Consider the following 26,242-nt stretch of genomic DNA (forward strand, 5'->3'; position numbering starts at 1 on the left):
CATGAATCGGCTCTTTTGTAACGCATTCGTAACCGGACCCGCCTATTCCGGCTTTTCGTTTTTATGTACTTCATGGTGATCCTTTGGAAAGATCGGATCAAACATTGGGATACATGTTTGAGATGAGTTGAATACCAGAAAATACCCGACGCTCATGGCAAAAACAACACCAGCAATGGCCCACACGTATTCCGGGCTGGTCTTGTTGAAGTCAAGAATAATAACTTTCCGGGCAATGGCCATCAGGGCGGTTGCCATGACAATCTGGACATGGATCACATCTTCCCTCAGGTAAATACATATATTTACAAATATTTCAATGGCAATGAGTACCGCCATAAAGGCCCCGAAAGTAGCAAGGATATCACTGATGGTCAGCAAGAATCTGGGTGGTGAGATCAATTCTTGATACAACACCCAGCACACATCAACCACCCCCCAAAGGATTACAGCCGTCATAATCAGAGCCAGAACCCTTACGGCAAATCGGATGATGGCACGAAGTCTCAAAATCAGGGGTTCATCGCTGTGGTCATGATGATCCATTCTATTTCTCCTGTATGGAATGAATTGTTATTGTGATGTAAATGCTTCTAAAATATTTAATCCCTGGCCTTTTTCTTTAACTGCCAGAAGCGGTTTGTGTGTTGTTCTGATCAACCCTTCGGTGATACTGCCTAGAAGTATTGCAGCAATATTGCCACTTCGGCCCCGGGCCCCGACAACGATCAGGGCGTCCCCCAGGCTTTCTGAAAAGTTTCGGATACTGCTGACAATATTTTTATCCTTTTTAAAAATTGGTTTGATATCCAAGGATTTAAGATCAACCTTGGACAAGGCGATCCGCAATCTTGATTTCGCGTTCTCAAGCATGATGTAGGCAAATTCCTCGTAGGTCTTACCTGTTTTATGGTGTTCTGTCGGAACCTGATAATTATTCAATATGTAGAGATGATCAAGGTTTGCCGCCTTTGCAAATGCACTGGCCACATCCAGTGCATTCAATGAGTAATCACTGAAATCGACAGCCACAAGGATTTTATCAAAATATGCGGTGGTATTGCTTGGGATAACCAGGAGAGAGCAAAATGCTTTACGGGCCAGCTTTTCCGCAAGCCAATTGAAACCGGCCGAGTCGTCGGGATTATGGCCGACGATCAAAAGGTCTATATCATAATTTTTCGTACACGAAATCAGCATGCCCAGCTGGGGCCCTTCCATGGACTTGAACAAAACCGCAGTCTCTTCATGTCCGTTGAAATGCTCAGCCACGATTTTTTGCATTTGTTTTTTCACCATCGCTTCCGGCGGTGAATATAATTGAGGGTAAATCTTTCTGATCTCCTCAGGGATATCAAAAGAGTCATACACATATACAAACAGGACCTCTTCTGACCTGGTCATCCGGGAAATGAATCCTGAGTATTTAACCAGATACCGATCATGTTCGTCCAGGTTCAGGCAGACCATCAGTTTTTTATATCGATACATACAGTCTCCTTTCAATGCAGCCTTAGCTTCTGAATAAAACAATCATAGACTGCAGCGTACTATCCGTCAACAATATCCAAATCTACGATATCATTACATGCCAGATACAGTCCCTATGATTGGGGGCGGGTATTATAAGCGGCCGATTTCTCTTTGGATTTGAGCATGTGCCTGCTCTGAAATCGGATAAAAACTGATAATGACAATGGACAAAATATTGCAGATGCACGGTACTAGCGCATAAAGCACTCTCAACATAAAAACCGCAGACCCGGGCTGTTCCGCGTTGGGTTGATAACCGGCCTTCGCCAGCAGCACCAGTCCAATACCGACGCCTAAGGCGGCCGATAATTTTTTCGCAATAGACCACAGCCCGATATAGCGGCCTTCCCGCCGCTGTCCGGTTAAGACCTGATCATAATCAATTACATCCGCCTGGATGGAAGACGGCAGTGCAAGCCCGGCACCAAATCCGATACCGGAGAAAAATACCAGTACCCCATATATCATTGCATCGCCGGGCCCCAGAAAAAATACACCACTGAACGCACCGGTATTGATAAGCATTGAAATGATCCAGGCCCTTTTTTTACCGACTTTGCGGGAAACAACAATCCAGAGTGGCAAGAACACAATACCGGTTAAGAAATAGATCAGTAAAAAGCCTTCTGCTCTCTGGGCTTTGAGAACATACTCCACATAGTACAGGATCAGCGTTGCCGGCAGGTTACTGCCAACAGCGCTGATGGTGTATCCGGATATCAGGATTAAAAATGGACGGTTTTTAAGTACCGCTGAAAATCCTTTGACCAGATCGTCACTGCCGGTCTGTTGATATTTTTCCTTGATTCGGTAGATGCAGTAAAAAGAGAAGATGACAATCAATGGCGCAAATATGAAGGCCATGAAGGAGAATAGTTCCCTTTGGGTGGCCACCTTTCCCATTATATTCATTATTCCATCAATTAACATGGGAAACCCTGCCGCCAGAAGTGTTCCAATGATTAAAAACCCGTCGCGCATGGAAAAAAGAGCGGTTCTTTCATGGTAATCCCCGGTCATCTCCGGACCAAGAGATTCATAGGGGATGGCCACCAGTGTCCAGAAAAAAAACAGGGCAAACAACCAGAAACCAAAATAGATATTGATCATTGCCCCGGACAAAACCGGTGGCTTGAACAGAAAGATGATCGAAATTGCCAGACCCACAGATCCCGATGCAATATAGGGTTTGCGTCTCCCGAAACGGCCCGCGCTCCTGTCAGATAAATAACCGATAACGGGGTCAGTCACTGCATCGAATAACCGGACAGCCATCAGCAAAATGCCAATGGTGGACATACTCAACCCGATGGTATCAGTATAAAATTTAGGCAGGAACACATACACGGGGATGCCTATAATTGCCAGGGACAGAGCCGGCAATGAATAAGCCAGCTTATCCGGCCATGATATGTGGGGCGTGTCGATTTCTCTTTGTCTGCGGATCATTTTGATTTCCCCAGAAGCCGGTCTCTAAATGTTTTATCAATTGGATTTTCACCGATCCAGATAGCAAATACCGCTCTGGCAAATTCCGATCCTTCTATTGTTCCGAGTGGCTCGGCATTAAGCGTCAACTGGGTTCCAACTCCCGGCAGATAAGTCAACGCATACCGGTCTTTGGGCTGAACATCTTTGTATAGTCGGTTCAATGACTTGATTTTTGGCAAAAGGCGTTCAAAAGCTTCTTTGCTGACAGACCCCTTAATCTTTTCCATGGTTGCTTTGGCAAAATCATCTGAAGAGAGCGCCACCCGATATTCTAAAACCAGGTGCTTGGATATATCATCCAGCGCATTAGGTCCATCCGTTTTCTCCGGCAGGTACAGTGCGCCGGTATATGCCTCTATTAAAAACATGTATTTGAGCAGTGCCGCACCGGATAATTGCAGGCGGGTTCCCCGGACTTCAACCGAGTTTGAAAATTCAGTCCCATTTACCATTGTGGCACCGGCATGGCAAGTAGCTGAGATGGAAACACAGATAATTGCAGACAAGATGCATATTGTTTTTAGTTTCATCATTGGCAACCCTTCAAATTTGTTGTCAGTCATATTATCACTTTATAGGCTAGGGTAACAAGGCATCAAAAGCAAATATCCGGACAGATAGTTGAAAAGAAGCAGATAAGATGATACAAAAAAATATGTAAACGATTAAACTTGATCATCGAATTAGAGGATTCCTAAAAGTGAAGGTTATATTCATAAAGGGGGTTCGTCAGACATTGATCTTCTTTCATAATTTCTTATGTTTTCATTCATTCTTTTATTGTGAAAAAAGAAGTTCCTATAATTTGAATCTATGTAATTTAAAAATGAAATGGGAAAAAAATGACTAAAACAAAAATGCTTAAAATAAAAAAGTGGATGGCATTCATAATTGGCTTGCTTGGGATACTTGCTATCCTTATCGCTGCTGTTAAATTTATATTCATAGATTTTTTTGTGGACTTGTGGTGGTTTCAAGGCCAAGGAATGACATCATATTATCTTCTGAGGCTACTTTATCCATACCTTATACTTATATTTTTCACGATCCTGTTTTTTGCAATCTTCTATGTCAACTTCAGGGTTGCTTCCCATATTATTGGATTTGAAGACAAACCCGAGGGTTACAAAGAAAAAAAATGGTTAAAGTATCTCAACCATGCCTTGCGAGACATGTATATTCTTCTTTCTTTTGTGATGGCTTTGATAGTTGCCATACCGATTTTCAGAAATTGGGAAAAGTCACTGCTGTTTCTCTTCGGCAGTCGTAGTGGTGTGTTGGATCCTCTGTTCGGAAAGGAGATCAGTTTTTACCTTTTTTCTCTTCCGATCTATCATTTGCTCCAAAAAGAAGTTCTTATAGTCGTTGCACTGATGCTCGCAGGTGTTCTGTTTATTTACTGGTACGAGAGGGCGGCAACACCCATAGAACACCGTATAAGATCACATAAAGCACATTGGCACACCAGTATTCTGGTGATATCTATTTTTACGGTTTTATGCTGGGGCTTTATGTTGGAGCGTTACGATCTGTTGTATGAAACAGCCAATCTTCCTATTTTCAAAGGTCCCGGCTTTGTAGAGATGACTGTTATACTTCCCTTTATATGGGTTACAGTGCTGTCCCTGATGTTAACGGGTATTTTCCTGGTACTCAAAATTCACAGGTGCGTGGGGTGGAAAATGCCCATTATCTTTTTTTTGATTTCCGTTATTGCATTCTTAGGAAAAGATGTTGATACATTTGGAGATACCGTTCGAAAATATATCGTGTTGCCAAACCAAATGGTTCGGGATAGGGACTACATTAAGGCAAATGTTGACTCTACACTTGCGGCCTACGGGCTGGACAAGGTGGAAACCAGGGATTTTGAAATGAATTCGGCTGCCTCTTTCGATGCCGATGATCCGGATACCCTGCGTCGGTTGCGTAATGTTCCCGTCTGGGATAGAGATATTCTTGGCAGTGTATTCGAGGAACTTCAAGGTATACGGACATATTATTCATTTCCAAGTATTGATGTTGACCGCTATTGGGTAAACGGTGAATATCGGCAGGTCTATCTTGGCGCCAGAGAGATAAATAATTCAAAGCTACCCGAAGTCGCTCAAAATTGGATTAACACGCATCTTCAATATACCCACGGTCAGGGGGTCGCCATGATTCCGGCGGCCCAGGCTGGAGATGAACCAATGACCTGGTTTATCAAAGATATACCCCCTCAATCTCAATTTGGATTATCCAGCGATCAAACCGATATTTACTACGGACTGGAAGACAAGCCCTACGCAATCGTTCCAAACAGTGTCGGGGAGATCGGCTCCCCTGCCGGAGAGAGTGAGAATATAGTCCATTACAATGGAAGGGGCGGCATCGCGGTCAATTCACTTTTACGCAAAATTTTATTGGCGTACTATTTTAAAGATCGAGACATATTTTTTACGACCAAAACAAACAACCAGAGTAGAATACTGTTTCGAAGAAATATTACGGAACGAATTCTGCATATTACCCCCTTTTTTAAACTGGATCAGGATCCCTATATCGTTCACACACCAAAGGGACTCTTCTGGATACAGGACGCTTATACAACGGCATCCAATTACCCGATTGCATCCCCATACAAAGCCGAAGGATTCAATTATATCCGTAATGCGGTAAAAATAGTGGTTGATGCATATAATGGCAACGTCTCATATTATGAAGCCGATCCCAGCGATCCCATCATTAATGCTTACCGTAAAATGTATCCCGGAATGTTCAAACCAATATCCGAAATGCCGGCGTTTTTGAAACAACACATTCGGTATCCTCGTGATATTTTTACCATTCAAATGTCCATTTATGCGACCTATCACCAAACGAATCCGGAGCGATTCTTTAGACAGGAGGATAAATGGATGTTTTCCAAGATTGCTATAGGCCAAGAATTTTTTCCAGCGGTTCCTTATTACTTGACTTTAGATTTATTAGAACCTGGAAAAGATGAATTTTTCTTGTTTCTCCCCTTATCCCCATTTGGTCGGGATAATCTGCGGGCATTGATGTTTGCAGGAAACGACCTTGAAAATTATGGAAAAATATATGCTTACCGTTTTCCACGTAATCAACAGGTATATGGGCCGGCACAGGTCCATTCGCTGGTGAATCAGGATACCGTGATTTCAGAACAGTTCTCACTGTGGGATCAGCAAGGCTCCGAGTTGTTATTTGGAAAAATGATAATTGAACCGACGGGAGGCGCACCGCTCTATATCCAGCCGGTTTATCTCCAAGAGGAAGGGCCCTTAAAAATACCACAAATAAAGCGATTGATCATGTCTTTGGGAGAAGCCGTTGTGATGGCGCCGAGTCTTGAGGAAGCAGCTGTCAAATTAGAATATGAATTGCGTCGAAAATCCGATCGTTTTGAAAAAAAGGTACCGATCTCACCGCCCATCCAAATTGAAACGATACCGGCAGATGATATAAAAAAAGAAGAAGAAACAAAACCTGATCATTAGGAAAGGTAAAAGAAAAAAAACAGAACGTCAAAAAAAGCGTTGGGTAACAAAAAAATTATCCCATGCAATAAAAATAAAATATTCACCATGATCCCTTTGGGTGTATATGCTGTCATAGAACTGACTATTTATGGAGACAATTCATGACGGCACTGATTATTTTTCTTGTGAGTTATCTGGGAATTGCCATGGGACGAATCCCCGGACTGACCGTGGACAGGGTGGGCATTGCCATTCTGGGGGCCATCGCCATGGTTGCCTTCGGTGCGGTATCGCCCCAGGAGGCCGTACGTTGCATTGATTTTCCAACCCTGTGCCTTTTGTACGGGCTGATGATCATCTCTGCCCAGCTGCGTCTTGGCGGGTTTTACACAGCTGCCGCAGAAAAAGTCCTTAATTTCTCTGATCGCCCCCGTTTGTTTCTTCTGGTAAGCATGCTGCTTTCCGCCGTGCTGTCTGCTCTTCTTGCCAACGATATCATTTGCTTTGCCATGGCACCGATTCTGGCTTATTCTCTCAAACGGGCGGGATTGAATCCTGTTCCCTTTTTATTAGGCCTGGCCATGTCGAGCAATATTGGATCTGCATCCACACTGATCGGAAATCCCCAGAATATGCTCATCGGCCAGGTAGGGCGTCTCTCCTTTCAGGCTTTTTTTTTATGGGCGTTTATCCCTTCTTTTATTTCCCTGGTGGCCGCATTCGGCATAATTATAATTTTTTATGGTCAGAACCTGATCGTTGAAAAAATAGAGATCATGGATGAAAACGGCCTGGAATGGCCTCAATTTGATGGCTGGCAGACCGGAAAAGGGATTGTGGCAGTGACGGTGCTGGTGGGACTTTACCTGACTGATATCCCAAGGGATCTTTCCACCCTGACCGTGGCAGGGTCACTTCTGCTCAGCAGAAAGATAAAAAGCCGGGAAATCATGGCTCTGGTGGACTGGCACCTGATCACTTTGTTCTGCGCACTGTTTATTATCATTCACGGGATCACTCTGGCCAATCTCCCGGAACAGGTACTCAAATTTCTGTCCCAAAAAGGCTTTGAACTCACTCAACCCGTTTTTCTCACCGGTGTCTCTGTGATTGTGTCCAATCTTTTCAGCAATGTTCCAGCCGTGATGCTGGTGATTCCATGTTTGAGTAAGACGATTCCTGACCCCTGGTATATTCTGGCCCTTTCAAGCACTTTTGCCGGGAACCTTTTTCTTCTGGGCAGCATCGCGAACCTGATTGTGGTTGAAAAAGCTTTGGGTCATGGTGTCCTTATATCCTTCAAGGAACACGCCAGGATTGGTATCCCAGTGACCATTCTGTCTCTTCTGGTGCTGGTGGGATGGACATTTTTGATTTAACAGCCGCTGTGGTGGCGTTTGCACTTCGACCCTTTCCGAAAAAGCCCGTGCGATAGCTGCTGCGCCAAATACTTGAGGTTTTATTTTCTTGATGATGCAATGAAAAAGACAAATAGGCTTGAATAACTCATGAGATTTAATATATTTTTCTTGACTATTGACAGATTTTAGTCCATTTAGGCTGGGCCAATAATTTTGACGGCCTTAAAACAGCCTCTCACCTTGCATTTATCTTAATCAAAAAGAATGATTGTTTGGTGCCTTATCAACCCTTTTTCCATGGAGTACTGCCATGTTCATACAACTTGAAGATTATCTCCCCCTGGAAACTTTTAAAAGAATTCAGGCCTTTTCCGAGGACAAGGAGACTCCTTTTCTCGTAATTGATACGGATACGGTGGTCAGACATCTTGATGATCTGACAACCTATTTTCCCTATGCGAGCATCTATTATGCCGTAAAAGCAAACCCCGCGGTTGAGATTTTGACCATCATGCGGGATAAAGGCGTTAATTTTGATATTGCATCCATCTATGAGTTGGACCGCGTTCTGTCTCTGGGCATAAGCCCTGACAGGATCAGTTACGGCAACACCATCAAAAAAAGTCGGGATGTCCGGTATTTCTATGAAAAGGGTGTCCGGTTGTATGCTACAGATTCAGAAGCCGACATTCGCAATATCGCCAAGGCCGCTCCAGGCTCCAAAATCTATGTCCGGATATTATCCGAAGGAAGCCGTACGGCAGACTGGCCGCTATCCAGAAAATTCGGCTGCCAGCCCGACATGGCCATGGACCTGATTATTCTGGCAAAAAACCTTGGTCTGGTCCCCTATGGCATCTCTTTTCATGTGGGATCCCAGCAACGTGATATTGGTGCCTGGGACGGGGTGCTTGGCAAAGTAAAGGTGATTTTTGAAAGACTTCATGAAGAGGAGAATATTACCCTTGAGATGATAAATCTGGGTGGTGGATTCCCGGCCAATTATCTGTCAAAGGCCAATAATCTTTATGTCTATGCCCAGGAGATCACCCGATTTCTCAATGAGGGCTTTGGTGAAGATCTGCCCACCATAATCCTTGAGCCCGGCCGGTCCGTGATGGGCAATGCAGGGGTGCTGGTCAGCGAGGTCGTATTGATTTCAAGAAAATCCAGAACCGCCCTTAACCGCTGGGTTTATACGGATGTGGGAAAATTTTCCGGATTAATTGAAACCATGAACGAAGCCATTAAATACCCCATCTACTCAGGACGAAAAGGAGAGCTTGAGGAAGTTATTATTGCCGGCCCCACCTGTGACAGCGCAGATATTTTATATGAAGACTTCAAATACAAACTCCCTTTGAATCTGTCCATCAGCGACCGGCTTTACTGGCTGTCCACGGGAGCATATACCAGCACCTACAGCGCAATAGAGTTTAACGGATTTCCTCCATTAAAAACATATTTCATATAATATACCTTTAATTGGTAATCTCTTTATCAAAGGCCTGGGCCTGTTTCTGTGTCAGAAACAGGTCTTTCACGCTGAAGATGAGCATCCGGCTTGCCTGGGTGAACAACCGGTTGGACAGAAGAAGGCCCGACAGGTCCAGGTCGCCGGATGCGTCTTCGGCAGAGGCCTTGACCGTCTCCTGGATAAAAAGATTGTCGTCAGCCTCAATCTTTTTAAAGGTCGCCAGGATTGTCTGGTGGATCAGCTTTGGATCCTGCTGTGGGGTTATTGTGCAGATTTCTGTCAGAAAGTTGAGCAGCCGCTTTCTGAAACGTCCGTACTGGCGATTTAAAAAAGCGGACTCCGACACCTCGAATTCATCCAGGATGGGACGGATTTCTTCAAAGTTCTTGGCCGCATTCATGATGTTTCTGGAGGCCAGGATAATCTGGTCAAGATCCCTTGTTCTGGATTCATCCATGGTCTGGGTTTGGATCCTGGAGTAATAGGCCACCACAGCGGAGTGAAGCCGTCCGATCTGGGTAAAAAGCTCTTTTCCCGTTAACGGTTTACGCTCGGTTTTTTCAAAGGGCAGCCTGTCGTCAAACACCAGTTGTTCATCCAGTGCAAGTGTCCGTAAGGCATACAGCTGGCACTCCTGCAACATGTGGATCACTTCGTTTTTCATGGCCACGCAAGCGGCTTCCGTCTCTTCGGCAGGGGTATTGGCCAGGTAAACACTGATATTTTTTCTGTGTTCAGGCAGAAATTTGACAAGCAGCCGGGTGAAGAAAGATACAAAGGGGACAAATAACAAAACCCCTGTGAGATTGAACAAGGAGTGGAACAGCGCCAGGCCCACCGGCCCGTTGGTGGAAACATCCACAAACAATTTGACGGCCCTGACCATCAGGGGCAGACCGGCAAAGGTGGTGATGCCCGTGATAAAGTTGAACACCAGATGGGCGACCGCCACACGTTTTTTGGGAGGTGCGCCTCCGGCCGCGCCTAAAAGAATGGTAATGGTGGTGCCGATATTGGCCCCGATGACCATGGCCGCACCCATCTCAAAGGTCATCAGGCCGCTGTTCAGCGCGGCCAGGGTGATGGCGATGGTAGCGGCGCTGGCCTGCATCAGGGCGGTCATGACAGTCCCGATGAAAAGGCAGCCCCAAAGCGGAAGATTGTGCAGATGTGACGGATCAAATCCCTTGGCAAAGACCTCTACACTGATTTTCATGTAGTCCAGTCCCAGGAATAGAAAGCCAAAACCCACCAGAAGCCGCGTTAAATGGGCCGGCCGACTCCCCGGCTTAAAAAGGATCAATCCAAAAGCGGCAACGCCGATAAACGGCAGGGCAAAGACCTCAATTTTGACTTTGAACCCAAGGGTGGCCACAATCCAGGCGGTGAGGGTGGTTCCGATATTGGAACCTAAAATAACACCGATGGCATTTTCCATGCTCATAACGCCGGCCCCCACAAAGGCCAGCACCATCAACGAGACCGCAGAACTGCTCTGCAAAACAGCCGTTACCAAGGTGCCGCCGGCAATAGCTTTGAACCGGGTATTGGTATAGTTCCGGATTATCCTGCGGAATGCTTTTCCGCTTAAATCCTTTACAGATATTTCCAGAAGCTGCATACCAAACATGAAAATACCCAGTCCTGCGAGCAGTTTCCAATAATCGAATTCTGACATATATATTTTGGGAGATTTCTTAGTTGGAACAAAATATTCTCATTACCGGTCTGTCCTAAAAGACCGGCGTCTTTTCCGAAAACAAGTGTGGCGCAAAGGGTCACGGCAAGGCCCGCAATGGTTCCTAAAAATGCGGTCAAACCCTTCCGAAGGTAGGCTGCCTTGTCCCCCTTATCCTTGGGTATACCCATAAAACGCAAAGGCCGCAACCCCGGATTGCGGGTGTTGCGACCTTTAATCATTTTAATCCGTCAAGACGGGATTATTGATACAGGCAATCTATTCTTCTGCCGGCATCAGTGTAGCCGGATCCAGCAAAAGTTTCTGATCTGCCCTGTCTCCGTCTTTAAGCACAATGGCCTGGGTTTTATTTTCCACGGTCACAAGGAATACAGCCTTGTCAAACAGCTCATCGTAATTTTCCAGCTGAACCGGATAACCGTTCTGGTTCAGGGGTTCTTCTCTGTGGCTTTGCATGGAAAACCAGATGCAGATGCCGAAATCCCGATTAAGCTGCTTTAAATCAGCAAGCACCTCTGAAAGGTCAGTATCAAAATTAAGACCGTCAATGACCATCAGGGTGGGCAGGGGGAGATCAGCCCCCTTAAAACTGTTGAGGTAATCTCTGATTTTGTTTACATTAAATGTGGAATCGTTGTACGCAATTCCTGTTTTATGATGTCGTATCTCATCCCACAAACGTTCGGCAACCTGGGCGTCAACATAGCCGATGCTGTCAATAAGGCTGGCGTACCCTTCATTATATCTGATGTTGATTTTCTCCATGGTGTCAGACAGGCTGATATGAAGCACTTTTTCATCGCTTAGCAGACGTGTCAGGGCAATTTGAACCAGAAATCCGGTTTTGCCTACACCGGCCCGGGAAAGTACGGCACCAAACTGACCACCTGTAATGTTTTTGGTGCCAATGGCTTTTTCTGCCGGACTTTTTAAAATGAGGTCATTTTTAAGCATATATCCTCTCTTATATCAAAAAGGTCTTATTTGTTTTTAGCTGCTTTTTCTTCGGCTTTTTTCTTGGCAATTTCCTCTGCCACGGACTGGGGAGCCTGTTTATATAAAGAAAATTCCATTGTGAACTGAGCCTTGCCCTGGGTGGCGGATCTTAGAATCGTAGAAAAGCCGAACATGTCGGACAGCGGAACCTGGGATTCGATGACTGACATGGTCCCTTCCTCCTGGGAACCCTGGATAATGCCGCGCCGCTGATTAATCAGCCCCATGCAGGCACCCTGGAACTCATTGGGGGTCTCAATAACCACCTTCATAATAGGTTCCATGATAACAGGTTTTGCTTTTTTGTAAGCTTCAAGAAAACCGCCGCGGGCTGCTGCCTGAAATGCCATTTCAGATGAGTCCACGGCATGGTAGGCACCGTCTTCGAGGGTGATCTTGATGCCGGTTACCGGAAATTCAAGGCTCGGGCCCTTTGCAAGGCAGGCCTGAAAGCCTTTTTCACAGGCCGGGATATACTGGGTGGGAATGCGGCCTCCGGTGACCTTGTTTACAAATTCAAATTCTTCTTCAGAGGGTTCAATAAAACCTGACACACGGCCGAACTGACCCGCACCACCGGTCTGTTTTTTGTGGGTGTAGTTAAACGGGGCTCTCTGGGTAATGGTTTCCCTGTAAGCCACCCTGGGCTGGCCTGTGGCTACCTCGGCCTTGTATTCTCGCTTCATACGCTCCACGTATACTTCCAAGTGAAGCTCACCCATGCCCTGGATAATGGTGTCTCCGGTTTCATGATCCACATAGGTCTTGAATGTGGGGTCTTCCTTGGTAAACCGGTTCAGGGCCTTGGACATATTGATCTGGGCTTTATTGTCCTTGGGGGTAATGGACAGGGAGATAACCGGTTCCATAACGTGCATGGCCAGCATGGAATAGTTGATATTCGGTGAAACAAAGGTGTCGCCCGATGCGCAGTCAATGCCGAACATAGCACCAATATGACCGGCCGGAACAGCTTCCACATCTTCCATCTGATTGGAGTGCATCCGGATGAGACGGCCGATTTTAACCTTTTTATGGTCCCTGGCGTTGATCAGGGTGTCGCCTTTACTTACACAACCCTGATAAACACGGATGTAGGTCAGCTGACCATACTGGCCGTCTTCCAGTTTAAAGGCCAGTGCCACTGTGGGTTTGTCAAAATCACTCTCTAAAATTACTGTCTCTTCGTTGTTGTCCAGATCCATGGCCTCATTTTTGATGTCCAGAGGGCAGGGCAGGTAATTGATAACAGCGTTCAAAAGGGGTTGGACGGCTTTGTTTTTGTATGCTGAACCCAGGAACACCGGGGTCATCTCCCGTCTGATGGTGCCGGTCCTGACCGCACCCATAATCAGCTCTTCGGTAATTTCAGCTTCCTCAAGAATAGCGTCCGTCAGTTCTTCGGAGAACAGGGATACGGCATCAATCATCTCTTCCCTGGCAGCTTCGGCATCATCTTTGAGCTCGGCAGGGATGTCGGCTTCAACCATTTGTTCCCCGTTGTCGCCTTCAAAATAATAGGCTTTCATTTTCACAAGGTCGATTACACCCTGATGCTTGTCTTCAAGGCCTATGGGAAGTTGCAGCATCACGGAATTATGACCGAGTTTATCTCTTAATTGTTTACAAACTTTTAGCGGATTGGCGCCTGAACGGTCACATTTATTGACAAACGCAATGCATGGGACTTCGTAGCGTTTCATTTGCTGGTCAACGGTAATGGACTGGGACTGTACCCCGGATACCGAGCAAAGAACAAGAACAACGCCGTCCAGAACCCGCAATGACCGTTCAACCTCCACGGTAAAATCCACATGGCCCGGCGTGTCAATAATATTGATGGCGTGGTTGTTCCATTCGCAATGGGTGGCGGCAGAAGCAATGGTAATGCCTCTTTCCTTTTCCAGTTCCATGGAATCCATCACCGCACCCGTGCCGTCCTTGCCCCTGACTTCGTTGATTTTATGGATTCTGTTGGTATAAAAAAGAATCCGTTCAGTAAGCGTGGTTTTACCGGAATCGATATGGGCACTGATTCCAATATTTCTTACCCGTTCAAGATCTCTGATCATTTTGTTTTGTCCTTAAAAATAAAAAAATCCTTTGAAACAAATGCTAAGCGCGACCATTGCCAAAAGCCCAGCCGTTATGTTTCATACTATAGTTTTATTATGATCTTATTAAATTATTCCAGAAATAAAATATCAATAAAATAGAAAACAGTAAGATACACTATTCTTTAAAAAAAATCAAATATAATTATGTTTTTTATTGTTGAATTTAAGGAAGGCAGATTATAAGATTGGTCGATTTTTTTTGTTTCATAAAAAAAATAGTGCAAACCAGAGTTCATTTAAAAAAAATAATAGGTTACATATATAAATGAAGGAATTTTGTCGTTGCCTTGAAAAGGGTGCTGATTTTCTTGGGTTGAATTTGTCGCCGAACCAGACGGCTTTGCTGGCTGCCCATGCCCGGGAGTTGCAGCTCTGGAATGCCAAAATTAATCTGACCGCCATAACGGATATCCGCCTTGTGGCATATAAACATTTTGTGGATGCGCTGGCTGCGGCCATGTTTGTGGAACGGCCGTCACGGATAATGGATATTGGTTCCGGTGCAGGATTCCCTGCTGTTCCCATGAAAGTAATCTGTCCGGACCTTGATGTCACCATGGTGGATGCGGTCAGAAAAAAGGTCAGCTTTTTAAACCACGTGGTACGCACCTTAAAGCTTGAGAACATCCGCGCGCTGCATGCAAGGGTCGAAGACCTTGCCAAGGATCCCGGTCATTTTCAGATGTATGATGCAGTGACGGCCAGGGGCTTTGCGGATCTTGGTAAACTGGCAAGGCTTGCCTCTCCCATGCTGGTGCCCGGCGGCAGGATTTATGCCCTGAAAGGGGCGCATGCCCCAGAAGAAATCACATCTGAACTTGAAAGGCAGTTTCATATTACACATAAGCCTTATAGCCTGCCTTTTGTAGATGCCTCAAGAGCTGTTATTATCCTTGAATTTCGCTAAATTCTTGACTTTTGCCTTTGCTGCCATTACAAAGAAAAGTTCGATAACAACAGTCATGGGCTGGGCTGGTCTATCAACACCCGGACTCAACCCATAATGAAACATGAAAGTAATTCAATAAGTTATTTTGACTTTCATATACAGACTTGAAACCGCATTCGAAAGGCAAAAGGAATCTAGGAATAATGGATTATAAAAAAACACTGAACCTGCCTTCTACCCAATTTGCAATGAAGGCCAACCTGCCCCAGCGGGAACCTGAGATGATCAAAGCCTGGGAGCAGAAAAACATTTATAAAAAACTGCGGGAACAATCCAAGGACAAGCCCCTTTTTATTCTCCATGACGGTCCTCCCTATGCCAACGGCCATCTTCACATGGGCCATGCCATCAATAAAATATTAAAGGATATCATCATCCGATCCCGGCAGATGTGCGGTTTTAACGCGCCTTACGTCCCGGGTTGGGACTGCCACGGTCTGCCCATTGAACACAATGTGGACAAAAAGCTGGGCAGCAGGAAAAAGGAGATGACCCCGGTGGAGGTGCGCCGGGAGTGCCGGGAGTATGCTGCGTCATTTGTGGATATCCAGAGAGAAGAGTTTAAACGCTTCGGGGTTTCAGGGGATTGGGATGCGCCTTACCTGACCATGGACTACCCCTATGAGGCATGTATTGCAAAAGAGTGTGGAGAATTTGGCCTGTCAGGGGATATGTTCCTGGGTAAAAAACCCATTTATTGGTGCTGCAACTGCGAGACGGCCCTGGCGGAAGCTGAGATTGAGTACCACGATCACACCTCCCCATCCATTTATGTTAAATTCCCTGTAGAGGACAATGCCAAAGATCTTTTTGATGCAGACGGGGAAACCGTTTCTGTTGTCATCTGGACCACCACCCCGTGGACGCTGCCGGCCAACCTGGGTGTGTGCCTGCATCCGGATTTTGTTTATGCGGCGGTTAAAACACAAAATCAGGGCGTCCTGATCATAGCCAAAGAACTTGTGGAAACTGTAATGGGTGAGTTTGGGATATCAGATTATGCCATTATTGCCGATTTGTCTGCAAAGGATCTTGAAAACCGCAACTGCAAACACCCCTTTTATGACAGGGATTCGTTAATTATTCTGGGGGATCACGTCACCCTTGAGGCTGGAACCGGCTGTGTTCATACGGCCCCGGGCCACGGTGCCGACGACCATATTGCAGGCAATCGCTATGGTCTGGAGTGCTATTCACCTGTGGAGGATAACGGCACATTTTCCCAAGGGGTTGAGCTGTTTGAGGGCCAGTTTATTTTTAAGGCCAATGCCGAAATCAATAAAACCCTGGAAGAAAAAGGGGCGCTGCTTAAGCAGGAAAACATGTCCCATTCCTATCCACACTGCTGGCGCTGTAAAAAGCCTGTCATTTACCGCGCCACCCCCCAGTGGTTTATCTCCATGGACAACCTGGGACTGCGGCAAAAAGCCCTTGATGAAATTAACAATGTTCATTGGATTCCGTCATGGGGCAGGGAGCGTATCTATGCCATGATTGAGCATCGGCCGGACTGGTGTCTGTCCCGCCAGCGTTCCTGGGGGGTTCCCATTCCCGTATTTCACTGCACCAAGTGTCAAAAGGTATATGTGACCCGGGAGTCCGTGGACCGTATCCATGAACTTTTTACTCAATTTTCTTCGGACATCTGGTTTGAAAAAGATGCGCAATATCTGATGCCTGATGGTGCGGTATGCGAAGAGTGCGGTTCAACAACGTTTACCAAAGATCAGAACATCCTTGATGTGTGGTTTGATTCAGGTGTCAGCCATGCCGCCGTGTTAGAGGAAAGAGAGGGGCTGCAACGTCCGGCAGATATGTATCTTGAAGGTTCTGACCAGCATCGCGGCTGGTTTCACTCTTCACTTCTGACCGCTGTGGGCAGAACCGGCCATGCCCCTTACAAGGCCGTGCTTACCCACGGGTTTGTGGTCGATGAAAAGGGTCATAAGATGTCTAAATCCGTGGGCAATGTTGTGGCCCCGGACAAGGTGATCAACCAATACGGTGCCGACGTGTTACGGCTTTGGGCGGCTTCGGCGGATTACCGGGGAGATGTCAGTATTTCCGATAATATCATCAAGCAGCTTTCGGATGCCTACAGAAGGATCAGAAACACCTGCCGGTTTCTTTTAGGTAACTTCACCGGATTTGAACCGTCCCAGGTCCGGCCCATTGAAAATATGGCCGAGCTGGACCGGTTCATTCTCCACCGCCTGCATTATGTGGTAAAACGGTGCCGGGCAGCCTATGATGCCTATGAATTTCATGTGATCTATCACACCCTGCATAATTTTTGTGTGGTGGATCTTTCATCTTTCTATCTGGATATTATCAAGGATCGTGTTTACACAAGTCCCGAAAATTCAGATACACGTAAAGATGCCCAGACCGTTATGTTTATGATACTGGACGCCCTGGTAAAAATCATGGCACCGATTCTGCCCTTTACGGCCGAAGAGATTTACACCCACATGCCCCTGGGAGAGATCAAAAAAGAGAGTGTTCACATGGAAGATATGGTCAGCCTTGATAATGCTCTTGAAGACAGGGAACTTGCAGCCAAGTGGGAAAATATCCGGGCATTGCGGGCTGAGGTAACCAAGGCCCTGGAAGAGGCAAGAACAGCCAAACTCATCGGCCATCCCCTGGATGCCGCCGTTGAAATTAAACTGCCCCCGGGGGACATTGCAGACAAGGTGGCATCCCTGGATGTTGATCTCAATGACATTTTTATCGTGTCCAACGCCCGGGTGGTGGAGACCCTTGACGGGGATGTCTACCAGGGCAAGGAGATCGAAGGCCTGGCCATAAAGGTGGCAAAGGCCTCCGGTGAAAAATGTGAACGGTGCTGGCGGTTTGATGAAAATCTGGGAACGGATCCGGATCATCCCACGGCCTGTCCCCGCTGCACCCAGGCCCTTAAAACCATTCTGGGATGATGGCCGGTTTTTCAGCACCCATGCGGCGGCTTGCCCTGGTGAGTATCTGTGTTATTTTGCTGGACCAGATCACCAAATGGCTTATTGTAAGACATTTGCCGCTGTACGCCAATATTACGGTGATTGACAATTTTTTTAACATCACCCATATACTTAATCCTGGGGGCGCTTTCGGTTTTTTTGCCGAACAGTCCCCCGGGATCAGAAAATTCATTTTTTTATTTTTATCCTCCGGGGTTGCCCTGTTTGTACTCTGGCTTTACCGAAAAACAGCCCAATCCCACACTTTTTTATCCTATGGCCTGGCCCTGATCTTCGGGGGGGCTATAGGGAATCTGATTGACCGGTTCCGGTTTGGCAAAGTTGTTGATTTCCTGGATTTTTATGCCGGCTCCCTTCACTGGCCGGCCTTCAATATTGCAGATTCAGCGATTACCATTGGAATGGGCATATTAATTTACCACCTAGTATTCAACAAATTGCCTGAAATATAAGAGGTACCCATGCATCCGATCCTTTTTCAGGCCGGCGGTCTGAAGCTTTATACTTATGGCCTTTTCGTGGCACTGGGCTTTATCACAGCTATCTGGTTTACAAAACGGAATGCAAAATTTTATGGTGTTCCGAATCAGATGGTATCAGATCTTTTTTTTACCATATTGTTCAGCGCTCTTGCCGGCGCCCGTATCCTTTATGTGCTTATTAATTTCAACGATTATCGGGATAATCTTCTTGATATCTTTAGAATCTGGAACGGGGGTCTGGTTTTTTTCGGGGGCTTTATCGGCGGAGCCCTTGGGGCGATTATATTCTTGCGTGTCAAAAAAATGGATATCTGGAAAACCGCTGATGTTCTGGCCCCCGGCCTTGCTTTAGGTCACTCCGTGGGCCGTTTCGGCTGTCTTTTTGCCGGATGCTGTTACGGCAAATCCTGTACGTTACCCATTGCCCTGACCTTTACGAATCCGGACAGCTTGGCTCCCCTTAATACCCCGTTGCATCCCACTCAGCTCTATATGATTGCCTCCAACTTTGTTCTTTTTTTGATTCTTCTGGCCATACAGCAGCGCAAACGCTTCAACGGCATGGTCTTTTTAAGTTACATTCTGCTCTATTCCCTGTTCAGGTCAATTATTGAATTTTTCAGGGGGGATTTCAGGGGTAACTTCTTTTTTGATTTTCTGTCATTGTCCCAGGGTATCGGATTGCTGATCTCCTGCATTGCCTTGATATTCATGATCATCAAATTGAGATCCCGGCATGGCACCCGTTAAGAACCTGGTCACATACAAGTCCCTTGCAGGCTCTCTTGATGCTTTATCAAAGGCTGATACACTTAAAACCGTGCTCATTTGCGGGGAATCCTTTCTGGTACGCAAGGCGTTGGATACCCTTGTTCCGATACTGCTTAAAGGGGAGTCAAAACAGTTCGGCTTTGATCTCCTGGACGGGAAAACAACACCCGTGGGAGAGATTGCCGAACAGGCCGGTACGTTTTCTTTTCTTGGAACCAGAAAAGTCATTGCGGTAAAAGATGCCCCGCTTTTTGTATTAAAAGCGTCCGCCGGTGAGATCAGCTACAGTGATAAGGATCTTCAAGTTTTGATCCGTCTTGTTGAAGAGGGCATCCCTGACAATCATGTGCTCGTCTTTACCACGGGTACACCGGATCGCAGAAAAAAGATATACAAGCTTATCCTTGAACACGGGTTGGTGGTGGACTGCAGTGTTGCCACGGGCGCAAGAAAGGCGGACATTGAAGAACAGCAGGCCGTGCTGCAGGATATCAGCCGCCAGATGCTGTTAAAAACAGGAAAGCAGATGGCCCCGGATGCCTTTGCAGCCCTTGTGGACCAGACAGGATTTAATCCGGAGTTGTTTGCAAATGCAATTGAAAAACTTCTGACATATACCGGGGGCGGAAACCGGATTTCAGTGGCTGATGTTGGGGCTGTGGTACACAAGGATAAAAAAGACCCCATATTTACCCTGACCAATGCGGTGATGGACCGGGATGTCTCTACAGCACTTACCGTATTATCGGGCTTATTGTCGGACGGGTTTCATCCGCTACAGATTTTAAAAACTTTTGAAAACCAGATCAGAAGACTTTTAGCCATCAAATGTTTTACAACAAGTCTGAATACGGGCAGGGCAGGGGGCTCTTCTTTAAAATATATGCAGTTCAATGCGTTCAAGCAGATGCTTTTGCCTGCAATGATGGATTGGGATTCAAACGCACTGAAGGCGGATGAAGAAAAGATGGGCCTTTTTATGGTTGGGAACGATAAAGATGAGACCCGTTCCGGCAAGCTGCCGGTCAATGATCTTTTGCTGGCGCCCAATCCAAAAAATGCCTATCCTATATTTCAGAATTTTTTAAAGTCTGAGAACTTTGCCCTGGAAGAACTGACATGCGCATTGTCTACACTTGCCGATCTTGATTATCGTATTAAATCCTCCGGGGGGGATACTGTTACAGGACTTGAGAATTTTATTATGGTCCTGTGCCGCAGGCCTGGCAAATAAATGCTGTTTTTTTCTTGCGGTACCGTTGCCGGGTCTTAGAAAATTTATCATGGCATTGTGCCGAAAAGGAGATCTGCTTTGAAAAGGCGTAAAACCAAAATTGTAGCGACCATATCCAACCTGAACTGTTCAGTGGAATTCATTGAAACTCTTTATAGGGCCGGAATGAACGTGGTGCGTTTGAATACGGCTCATATGAGTCATGATGATGCCAGGCAAGTTATTGAAAATACTCGCAAGGTGTCGGACAAGATCGGTATTCTTTTAGATACCAAAGGCCCTGAGATCAGAACCTGTGACGCCAAAGAGCCTTTGTCCGTTGTCTCCGGGGATTATATCCGGATCAAAGGAGAGCCTGGCGGAGTTTCGAAAGCGGATGTGATCTGTGTATCCTATTCGCATTTTGTCGATGATGTGCCGGTTGGTTCTTCCATTCTCATTGATGACGGATGTATTGCATTGAAAGTGAAAGAGAAGGCGGACGGCTATCTCAACTGTTTCGTGGAGAATGACGGGGTAATTTACCCCAGAAAAAGTGTCAATATTCCATCGGTTCATGTTAAATTGCCGGCTTTAAGCGAAAAAGATAGGGGGTTTATTGCATTTGCCGCAGACCAGGATCTTGACTTTATTGCCCACTCCTTTGTTCGCAACAAAGATGATGTTCTGGCCGTTCAAAATATTCTTGATGAGAAAAAATCTTCAATCAAAATCATTGCCAAAATTGAGAATGCCCAAGGGGTGGACAATCTTCTGGAAATTCTGGAACATGCCTATGGGGTGATGGTGGCCAGGGGTGATTTAGCCGTGGAAATTCCAACTGAAAAAATTCCCTTGATTCAAAAAGATATTGTTCAAACCTGTATAGAACGTAGACGCCCTGTTATTGTGGCCACCCAGATGCTGCATTCCATGATTCATTCGCCACGGCCCACAAGGGCCGAAGTCTCTGATGTGGCCAATGCCTGCCTGGATCATACTGACGCGTTGATGCTCTCCGGTGAGACGGCCAATGGTAAATATCCTGAACAAGCAGTGCTGACCATGGCCAGGATTGCCCGGGAGGTGGAGGAAAAAAGAAGCTCATTCGTTGATGTCCCCTATTCAAGTAAAGACAAACTGACAGACTATCTTGCCAAGGCGGCAGTAAAATCTTCCCTGCGGTTGAATACCAGAGGAATTGTAGCGGATTCTCTTTCCGGAAAAACTATTTTGGCCCTGGCCGCCTACCGGGGGGACAGCCCGATTTTCGCCCAGGTTTACGATAAAAAAGTGATGCGCATGCTCTCTTTGTCCTTTGGGGTATTCTCCGAGTACATACCTCTGGGGGCAAGTCCAAGGGAATCAGTTAGAGGTTCCATCTGTCGTTTAATTGAAGACCAAAATTTTAAAGATGACGACCGGATTATTGTGCTTTCCGGCAGTTTCGGGCCTGAACTGGGTGCTTCTTTTATTGAGATCAGCAATGCAAAAAATTTCAGCACCCAATGCGCGTTGATTCAAAAATAAGCTTAACTTACGGTTCTGGGAAGTGGAGCGTTATTTTGTAGGAAATTCAGAGGCGTTTTGGTTTGTCTTTCGGAAAGATTGACATTGTTATAGATTTATGAAAACATATTAATAATAAATTTAAGCAGTTATTTTTATTTTTTGGGGGGAGGCGGGTCATATGTTGGAAAATGCCATGCGGAAGATGTTCAAGACCACCTCACGGCGAATTGCAGTGCCGGCACTTTTGACAATCTTTCTTTATGTCATTGCTATGTTTATTGTTTTTCTTCCTCATATTGAACAAAGCTTTATCAGCAGGAAGAAGGAACTGATCCGCGAGTTAACCGAAACGGTCTGGAGCCTGGTTGAAAACTACCACGAACGGGAGCTCTCCGGCGAACTGACCCGGCCCGAAGCTCAGAAACGGGCACTCCTCCGGATCGGTACACTCCGGTACGGTCCTGAAAAAAAAGATTATTTCTGGATTGCCGACATGACGCCACGGATGATTTTGCATCCGTATCGCCCGGATATTGTGAACAAGGACATTGAGGAGATTCAGGATTCAGGTTTCAAAACGCTTTATTTTAGTTGGAAAGAGGTGGTTGAGACCAAAGGCGTCGGGTATGTTGATTATCAGTGGCAATGGAAAGACGATCCCAACAAAATGACTGATAAACAGTCATACATCAAAGGCTTTGAACCGTGGGGCTGGATTGTGGGTACCGGTATGTATCTCAGTGACATTTATGCGGAGATCGACGCCATACGCAATAGGTTTATCGCCATCTCCACAGCTATTCTGGGCATCGTCCTGATGCTGTCACTATATTCCATTCGCCAGACAATGAAGGCCGACAGGGTACTGATGCGCACCCTCATTGAACGAAACGTACTGAATATTTCCTTGAAAAAAAGCAAAGAGCGATTTCGCAGCCTTCTGGAAAACACCAGTGACTGGATATGGGAAAGCGATGAAAAGGGTCAGTATACCTATTCAAGCCCCAGGGTGGAGGCGTTGTTGGGTTTTTCCTCGGAAGAGGCAATACACAAAACCATCATGGATTTCGTGCCCATAGATTTAAAGAACCTGTATCAGAAAACCTTCGAAAATCTGCTTGGCGGCCAAAAACCATTTAGAGGATTTGAAACTACATGCCAGAAAAAAAACGGCGAGAATGTGGTTGTCGAACACAATGCAGTGCCGGTTTTTTCGGAAAACGGCGGGCTTTTGGGCTACAGAGGGGTGACCCGGGACATCACGGACCGAAAAAAGGCCATGGAAGAGCTTAAAAAGAGTCGAGACGTCCTACACGCAAACCTTGAGGAGACCGTGAAGTCGTTGGCCTACGCTGCGGAAAAACGTGATCCTTACACTGCCGGCCATCAGACACGGGTTGACCGATTGGCCTGTGCCATTGCACGAGAACTTGGACTTTCAGATCATCAGATTGAAGGACTTCACTTTGCCGCACTTTTACATGATATCGGCAAAATTGCCCTGCCGTCCGAATTCCTGTCTAAACCGACGATGTTGTCCCACGAAGAGCATGAAATCATTAAATGCCATCCCCAGGTGGGGTACGATATCTTGAAAAATATTCATTTCCCATGGCCGGTTGCGGAAATGGTATACCAGCACCACGAATATCTTGACGGTTCAGGTTATCCCAGGAATTTGACCGATAAGGAAATTCTTCTTGAATCAAAAATACTGACGGTTGCCGATGTGGTGGAGGCCATATCATCCCACCGTCCCTACAGGCCGTCTCTGGGCATGAACGCAGCACTGGAGGAGATACGCAATGGTCGGGGAATTCGATATCATGCTCCTTCTGTGGACGCCTGTCTGAAGCTCATCAAAGCTGAAAATGTCGATTTATTGGGATTGTCAGAAATAGATAAGGGAGAATTAGGGCCTATAAAGAACGCAACTTAATTGAATGCTTTATCGGTAACTTTTATGCTGAGACTATGTTTTAATCAGGGGCATGGGTTTGCAAACACCAAACCCTTGGGCAAAATCAACACCAATTTCATTCAATATGTCAATGATGGGTTGGTTTTCAGCGAATTCAGCAATGGTAATTTTTCCCAGAAGATGTCCAATTCGATTAATTGTTTCAGTCATTGCCCTGTCCACCTCATCCTGTTCAATGTTTTTTACAAAGCTGCCGTCAATCTTCAAATAGTCAACCGGTATGTTTTTCAAATAACTAAAAAAGTTTGCACCGGTGCCAAAGTCATCAATAGCAAATTGGATACCAATTTGCTTACATTCATTTATGAAATCTGTTGCGGCACGCAGATTTCTTACAGCAACCGTTTCAGTTATTTCAAAGCAGATAGATGTCGTATCAATGTTGTATTGGGTAATTTTTGCCTTTATGAAATCGCATAACTCAAGACAGTTGATTGAAGCTCCTGAAAGGTTGATGTTCACCATCAGGCCGGAATCTCCATGATCAGCACGTATATTATGAAATTCTGAAAAAACTTTATTGATCACCCACTGATCAATCTGTGGCATTAAGTTATACCGCTCGGCAGCAGGAAAGAAACGACCGGGCGGGATAAGCTCCCCACTCTCAGACACCAATCGTAAAAGAATTTCCAGATGCTGTCGGGGGCCGGTACGATCGCTCAATGTCTGGAACGTCTGATAGTAAAGAGAGAAGCGATCTTCCTCCAGTGCGGATTTTATACGTTCCACCCAACTGACTTCATTTCGCCTGGCTGTCAACTCCGCCTTATTGTCCTGAAAAATACAAAGGCGGTGGCGGCCGGATTCTTTTGCCCAATAACAGGCCGAATCAGCTTCACTCATAACATCCTTGGCCTTACGACTCCTGCTGGTGACAGATGTCATACCGATGCTTATCCCAACGGTATTACTTTTGCCATTATAAAAAAAATGGAAATTTTTGACGGCGCTAAGAATACTGTTGGCGATTATCCGGCCGCGTTCTTCATCGCATCCGTCCAGGAGAAGGCCGAATTCATCTCCGCCAAGACGTGCCACTGAATCACTGGTCCGAACCTGAGCGCTTATGATCCGTGATAATTGTATAAGCAGTTCATCTCCGGCATTATGACCACAGGTGTCATTAACAATTTTAAATCCGTCAAGATCCATAAAACAAAGCAACCCTGATCTTTTCTCAACTTGAGCCCGCTCAATTGCCTTTGCAACCCTTTCCTCAAATTCACGGCGATTAATCAGCCCGGTCAATGAATCGTGGGATGCCTGCCAGGATTGTTGTTTCAGTCGTTTACGAAAAATGGTGACATCGCTCAAACAGAGTACGCCGCCAATCAATTTTCCGCTGTTATCCAGTAAGGGAACGGCCTGCTCTTCCACAGCTATTGTTCGATTGTCATGGGAAATAAGAGAACAGCGCCCTTGGCAGGAGGCAGATCTTTTTGTATTAATTGCCTTGTAGAGTGCACTCTCAACTTCTGAATTGGTTTGCTCGTCAATTAGTGTCAGAATTTCAGATATGGCTTTCCTGTTTAATTCGTAAAATGAACGGCCAATGAGTTTCTCTGCAGCAGGATTAAGATAGACAAGGCTTCCTTTTTTATCCGTACGGAGGACGCCGTCATGAATTGACTGGAGTGTAACCTCTGCCTGTTGTTTTTCTTCAGACAATTCAGTGGAAAGTCGACGAAGTTTTTTAACCGGGAGGAACCAGAGTACCAGCAAAACTAAGGACCCCATAAACAACCCAAGAACACTGCTGACCAAAGTGTTGTGAATGACATGGGAAAGGCTCGTACTCACAACAACCTTTCCTACGATCCGATATAGATCATAGAGCGGGTAGCTTCGCTGTATAAAACGGCCCTTTATGGGTTCCCCGGCTGAAGTCAGTTCATTTCCTTGATCATCGAAAATCTGCACAAATTCGTTTTCCAATAGAACGGGTTCCCGGGCAAGGATTCCCTGCATCCGGTTTTCTGCAAACATCCATGTTTGCGGAAGTGTTGTGATCATTTCTTTTTGCGCATTGGCTTTGATCCGAGCCTTGAAAGTGAGTTCTTTTGATAAATCACTATATGCAATAAAAGCGGAAACTGCCGGAAGGCCGAAGACCACAACTATGGATATGGTCAAGGATAGATGGAGGAGCAGTTTATCAAGCTTATCCGGGATGGAAGGAGTCATCAGTTTC

At 46.0% G+C, this 26,242-nt stretch carries 19 protein-coding genes; 10 read left to right on the plus strand and 9 right to left on the minus strand.

Annotated elements, in window-relative coordinates; translation table 11 throughout:
- Positions 1-42: 42 nt before the first annotated feature.
- The 4 genes from DESPODRAFT_RS10750 to DESPODRAFT_RS10765 form a co-directional block, all read right to left on the minus strand.
- Complete coding sequence (locus tag DESPODRAFT_RS10750; protein ID WP_004073439.1) at positions 43-546, minus strand: phosphate-starvation-inducible PsiE family protein; 504 nt, start codon at positions 544-546, stop codon at positions 43-45.
- A 27-nt stretch (positions 547-573) separates the two neighbouring features.
- Positions 574-1,491: a universal stress protein gene (locus DESPODRAFT_RS10755; RefSeq protein WP_004073440.1), complete on the minus strand. Its 918-nt coding sequence runs from the start codon at positions 1,489-1,491 to the stop codon at positions 574-576.
- Between the two features lie 132 nt (positions 1,492-1,623).
- Positions 1,624-2,982 (minus strand): MFS transporter, encoded by a 1,359-nt coding sequence (locus DESPODRAFT_RS10760; protein ID WP_004073441.1) that lies wholly within the window; start codon positions 2,980-2,982, stop codon positions 1,624-1,626.
- Entirely contained in the window at positions 2,979-3,587 is a 609-nt protein-coding gene (locus DESPODRAFT_RS10765) for a chalcone isomerase family protein (RefSeq protein WP_052314694.1), read from the minus strand. Before DESPODRAFT_RS10765 ends, DESPODRAFT_RS10760 begins: the two co-directional genes overlap by 4 nt.
- Positions 3,588-3,866: 279 nt before the next feature.
- Here DESPODRAFT_RS10765 and DESPODRAFT_RS10770 point away from each other — a divergent pair, with 279 nt between their 5' ends.
- The 3 genes from DESPODRAFT_RS10770 (at position 3,867) to DESPODRAFT_RS10780 (ending at position 9,344) form a co-directional block, all read left to right on the plus strand.
- Positions 3,867-6,527 (plus strand): UPF0182 family protein, encoded by a 2,661-nt coding sequence (locus tag DESPODRAFT_RS10770; protein WP_004073443.1) that lies wholly within the window; start codon positions 3,867-3,869, stop codon positions 6,525-6,527.
- 143 nt (positions 6,528-6,670) lie between these two features.
- The gene (locus DESPODRAFT_RS10775) at positions 6,671-7,888 is read left to right on the plus strand and encodes an SLC13 family permease (protein WP_004073445.1); all 1,218 of its coding nucleotides are present in this window, start codon (positions 6,671-6,673) and stop codon (positions 7,886-7,888) included.
- 292 nt (positions 7,889-8,180) lie between these two features.
- Positions 8,181-9,344 (plus strand): type III PLP-dependent enzyme, encoded by a 1,164-nt coding sequence (locus DESPODRAFT_RS10780; protein WP_004073447.1) that lies wholly within the window; start codon positions 8,181-8,183, stop codon positions 9,342-9,344.
- Between the two features lie 7 nt (positions 9,345-9,351).
- Here DESPODRAFT_RS10780 and DESPODRAFT_RS10785 read toward each other — a convergent pair whose 3' ends face one another.
- Genes DESPODRAFT_RS10785 through fusA form a run of 4 tightly spaced genes read right to left on the minus strand, consistent with a single transcriptional unit; the run spans position 9,352 to position 14,114 of the window.
- Positions 9,352-10,977 carry a Na/Pi cotransporter family protein gene (locus DESPODRAFT_RS10785; RefSeq protein ID WP_245531895.1) on the minus strand — a complete coding sequence of 542 codons (1,626 nt, stop codon included), beginning with the start codon at positions 10,975-10,977 and terminating at the stop codon, positions 9,352-9,354.
- The gene (locus DESPODRAFT_RS20345) at positions 10,944-11,267 is read right to left on the minus strand and encodes a hypothetical protein (protein ID WP_004073450.1); all 324 of its coding nucleotides are present in this window, start codon (positions 11,265-11,267) and stop codon (positions 10,944-10,946) included. Before DESPODRAFT_RS20345 ends, DESPODRAFT_RS10785 begins: the two co-directional genes overlap by 34 nt.
- Before the next feature lie 37 nt (positions 11,268-11,304).
- Positions 11,305-12,000, minus strand: a complete 696-nt coding sequence (locus DESPODRAFT_RS10790) for a hypothetical protein (RefSeq protein ID WP_004073452.1) — start codon at positions 11,998-12,000, stop codon at positions 11,305-11,307.
- 26 nt (positions 12,001-12,026) lie between these two features.
- Complete coding sequence (gene fusA / locus DESPODRAFT_RS10795; protein ID WP_004073454.1) at positions 12,027-14,114, minus strand: elongation factor G; 2,088 nt, start codon at positions 14,112-14,114, stop codon at positions 12,027-12,029.
- A 310-nt stretch (positions 14,115-14,424) separates the two neighbouring features.
- Between fusA and rsmG the strand changes: the two genes are divergently transcribed.
- From rsmG to DESPODRAFT_RS10830, 7 genes are all read left to right on the plus strand, one after another.
- A complete protein-coding gene (rsmG, locus tag DESPODRAFT_RS10800) occupies positions 14,425-15,066 on the plus strand; it encodes a 16S rRNA (guanine(527)-N(7))-methyltransferase RsmG (protein WP_004073456.1) in 642 nt (213 codons plus the stop codon).
- 185 nt (positions 15,067-15,251) lie between these two features.
- A complete protein-coding gene (gene ileS / locus DESPODRAFT_RS10805) occupies positions 15,252-18,047 on the plus strand; it encodes an isoleucine--tRNA ligase (protein WP_004073458.1) in 2,796 nt (931 codons plus the stop codon).
- 20 nt (positions 18,048-18,067) lie between these two features.
- Positions 18,068-18,541: a signal peptidase II gene (lspA, locus tag DESPODRAFT_RS10810; protein ID WP_371904991.1), complete on the plus strand. Its 474-nt coding sequence runs from the start codon at positions 18,068-18,070 to the stop codon at positions 18,539-18,541.
- Between the two features lie 9 nt (positions 18,542-18,550).
- On the plus strand, positions 18,551-19,321 hold the full coding sequence (gene lgt, locus DESPODRAFT_RS10815) for a prolipoprotein diacylglyceryl transferase (RefSeq protein WP_004073461.1): 771 nt from the start codon (positions 18,551-18,553) through the stop codon (positions 19,319-19,321).
- Positions 19,308-20,576 (plus strand): DNA polymerase III subunit delta, encoded by a 1,269-nt coding sequence (gene holA / locus DESPODRAFT_RS10820; protein ID WP_004073463.1) that lies wholly within the window; start codon positions 19,308-19,310, stop codon positions 20,574-20,576. The genes lgt and holA overlap by 14 nt, the downstream gene beginning before the upstream one ends.
- 78 nt (positions 20,577-20,654) lie before the next feature.
- The gene (pyk, locus tag DESPODRAFT_RS10825; protein WP_004073464.1) at positions 20,655-22,085 is read left to right on the plus strand and encodes a pyruvate kinase; all 1,431 of its coding nucleotides are present in this window, start codon (positions 20,655-20,657) and stop codon (positions 22,083-22,085) included.
- A 160-nt stretch (positions 22,086-22,245) separates the two neighbouring features.
- Positions 22,246-24,006, plus strand: a complete 1,761-nt coding sequence (locus tag DESPODRAFT_RS10830; RefSeq protein WP_004073466.1) for a cache domain-containing protein — start codon at positions 22,246-22,248, stop codon at positions 24,004-24,006.
- Between the two features lie 33 nt (positions 24,007-24,039).
- Here the strand turns inward: DESPODRAFT_RS10830 and DESPODRAFT_RS10835 are convergent, their stop codons facing one another.
- Positions 24,040-26,235 carry an EAL domain-containing protein gene (locus DESPODRAFT_RS10835; protein WP_004073468.1) on the minus strand — a complete coding sequence of 732 codons (2,196 nt, stop codon included), beginning with the start codon at positions 26,233-26,235 and terminating at the stop codon, positions 24,040-24,042.
- Positions 26,236-26,242 lie beyond the last annotated feature (7 nt).

Source organism: Desulfobacter postgatei 2ac9, assembly GCF_000233695.2.
Taxonomy (GTDB): Bacteria; Desulfobacterota; Desulfobacteria; order Desulfobacterales; family Desulfobacteraceae; genus Desulfobacter; species Desulfobacter postgatei.

Coding starts and splice junctions, on each gene's coding strand:
- lgt (WP_004073461.1), top strand. CDS start 18,551: ATGCATCCGATCCTTTTTCAGGCCGGCGGTCTGAAGCTTTATACTTAT.
- DESPODRAFT_RS10785 (WP_245531895.1), bottom strand. CDS start 10,977: ATGTTTGGTATGCAGCTTCTGGAAATATCTGTAAAGGATTTAAGCGGA.
- lspA (WP_371904991.1), top strand. CDS start 18,068: ATGCGGCGGCTTGCCCTGGTGAGTATCTGTGTTATTTTGCTGGACCAG.
- ileS (WP_004073458.1), top strand. CDS start 15,252: ATGGATTATAAAAAAACACTGAACCTGCCTTCTACCCAATTTGCAATG.
- rsmG (WP_004073456.1), top strand. CDS start 14,425: ATGAAGGAATTTTGTCGTTGCCTTGAAAAGGGTGCTGATTTTCTTGGG.
- DESPODRAFT_RS20345 (WP_004073450.1), bottom strand. CDS start 11,267: ATGATTAAAGGTCGCAACACCCGCAATCCGGGGTTGCGGCCTTTGCGT.
- DESPODRAFT_RS10755 (WP_004073440.1), bottom strand. CDS start 1,491: ATGTATCGATATAAAAAACTGATGGTCTGCCTGAACCTGGACGAACAT.
- DESPODRAFT_RS10775 (WP_004073445.1), top strand. CDS start 6,671: ATGACGGCACTGATTATTTTTCTTGTGAGTTATCTGGGAATTGCCATG.
- DESPODRAFT_RS10830 (WP_004073466.1), top strand. CDS start 22,246: ATGTTGGAAAATGCCATGCGGAAGATGTTCAAGACCACCTCACGGCGA.
- holA (WP_004073463.1), top strand. CDS start 19,308: ATGGCACCCGTTAAGAACCTGGTCACATACAAGTCCCTTGCAGGCTCT.
- DESPODRAFT_RS10790 (WP_004073452.1), bottom strand. CDS start 12,000: ATGCTTAAAAATGACCTCATTTTAAAAAGTCCGGCAGAAAAAGCCATT.
- DESPODRAFT_RS10780 (WP_004073447.1), top strand. CDS start 8,181: ATGTTCATACAACTTGAAGATTATCTCCCCCTGGAAACTTTTAAAAGA.
- DESPODRAFT_RS10835 (WP_004073468.1), bottom strand. CDS start 26,235: ATGACTCCTTCCATCCCGGATAAGCTTGATAAACTGCTCCTCCATCTA.
- DESPODRAFT_RS10760 (WP_004073441.1), bottom strand. CDS start 2,982: ATGATCCGCAGACAAAGAGAAATCGACACGCCCCACATATCATGGCCG.
- DESPODRAFT_RS10750 (WP_004073439.1), bottom strand. CDS start 546: ATGGATCATCATGACCACAGCGATGAACCCCTGATTTTGAGACTTCGT.
- fusA (WP_004073454.1), bottom strand. CDS start 14,114: ATGATCAGAGATCTTGAACGGGTAAGAAATATTGGAATCAGTGCCCAT.
- DESPODRAFT_RS10770 (WP_004073443.1), top strand. CDS start 3,867: ATGACTAAAACAAAAATGCTTAAAATAAAAAAGTGGATGGCATTCATA.
- DESPODRAFT_RS10765 (WP_052314694.1), bottom strand. CDS start 3,587: ATGACTGACAACAAATTTGAAGGGTTGCCAATGATGAAACTAAAAACA.